Genomic DNA, 1,247 nt, shown 5'->3' with positions numbered 1-1,247 from the left:
AGCAACTGTGTGCTGGAGGAGCGCCAGCCCTTCCGGTAAACGGGCACGGTAGTGCCGGCCGCTGGCCGGCAGCCTCAGGAGCAACGCCCTCTGGTGCGCTCAGGCGGGGATCGATCCGCCTTGAGCGTCACGCATACGGGCGTTGAGAATCACCAGCATCTTCCGCATCACCGCCACGATGGCCACTTTGCCTTCCTTGCCCCGCGCTCGCAGCGACTGGTAAAAGTCCCGCAGGCGAGGTTCATGCCGCATGGCCGACATGCTGGCCATGTAGAGCACCTGACGGATCTCAGCCCTGCCGCCATGGATGCTTCGTTTGCCACGCAGGGTCCCGCTGTCATGGGACATCGGTGCCACACCGACCAGGCTGGCCACGGCCTTGCCACTGATCTTGCCCAGCTCGGGAAGATAGCTGGCCAACACGGCCTGCAGGCCCGGGCCAACACCTTTCATCGACTTCAGGACAGCCAGTTGAGGCTGCTTGGAAACCTGTTCGGAAATCCGCTTTCCCAAACGTTCCACCGTTCTCTGCAAGCAAGTGATGTTGGCCTGAAGCAGTCGGCGTAATTCACGATTACCCACCATTTCCTGCTGCTGCCGCGCGACGGTCAGCGCGTGCATCGCCTGTCGGCGTGCCCGCACGAAGTCACGCATTTCCCGCTGCCAAGGCTCCAGTGGCTGATAGGAACGCAGCTTCACCAGCGCAGCCATCTTGGCCAAGGCATAGGCATCCAAGCGGTCGGTCTTGGCCATGTGGCCAAGCCCCTGGGCCAGTTTCCGCGCCCGCAGGGCATTGGCGCGGACCACCGGATGACCAGCGTTGTGCAGGAAGTCCAGCACAGGCTGTTCGTAGCCACCAGTGGCCTCCAGCACGATTTGGACGGCCGGATGCCCTTGCAGCCAGAGGTCCAATTCAGCAAAGCCGGAGCGGCTATTGCTGACCTGCAGGGTCTTCCCGTCTGTCGTGCCAACATCCAGCTGGCGCTTGCTGACATCAATCCCGATCCCGTTCATCACCGGACTCCGTATAGTCTGGAAGGGTCGAGAGCTCCCCCGCTTGCCCAGTCTTATCACTGCGAGTGTCAGCTCCAGCAACTGTTCGGGCGGATCAAGGGAGATTCCGGCGTGGGCGCCAAGCTACATGGCGATCGTCGAGATCCAGGCTTACACGGCGGCCCACGCCGGCTCTCGACACCTACGTTGCCAGATTCCAATCAGATAAGGCTTGGCCGCGGCATCCATGCCGC

1 protein-coding gene is annotated in these 1,247 nt (G+C 62.4%); it reads right to left on the bottom strand.

What is annotated here, in order from left to right:
• Positions 1-99: 99 nt before the first annotated feature.
• Positions 100-1,014, bottom strand: a complete 915-nt coding sequence (locus ABIA73_RS21485) for an IS110 family RNA-guided transposase (protein WP_301867690.1) — start codon at positions 1,012-1,014, stop codon at positions 100-102.
• Between the last annotated feature and the right edge of the window lie 233 nt (positions 1,015-1,247).

The organism is Stenotrophomonas sp. 2694, from assembly GCF_040548715.1.
Taxonomy (GTDB): domain Bacteria; phylum Pseudomonadota; class Gammaproteobacteria; order Xanthomonadales; family Xanthomonadaceae; genus Stenotrophomonas; species Stenotrophomonas indicatrix.
The sequence above is the reverse complement of the archived record's forward strand: the minus strand, read 5'-3'. Positions and strand labels throughout refer to the sequence as shown.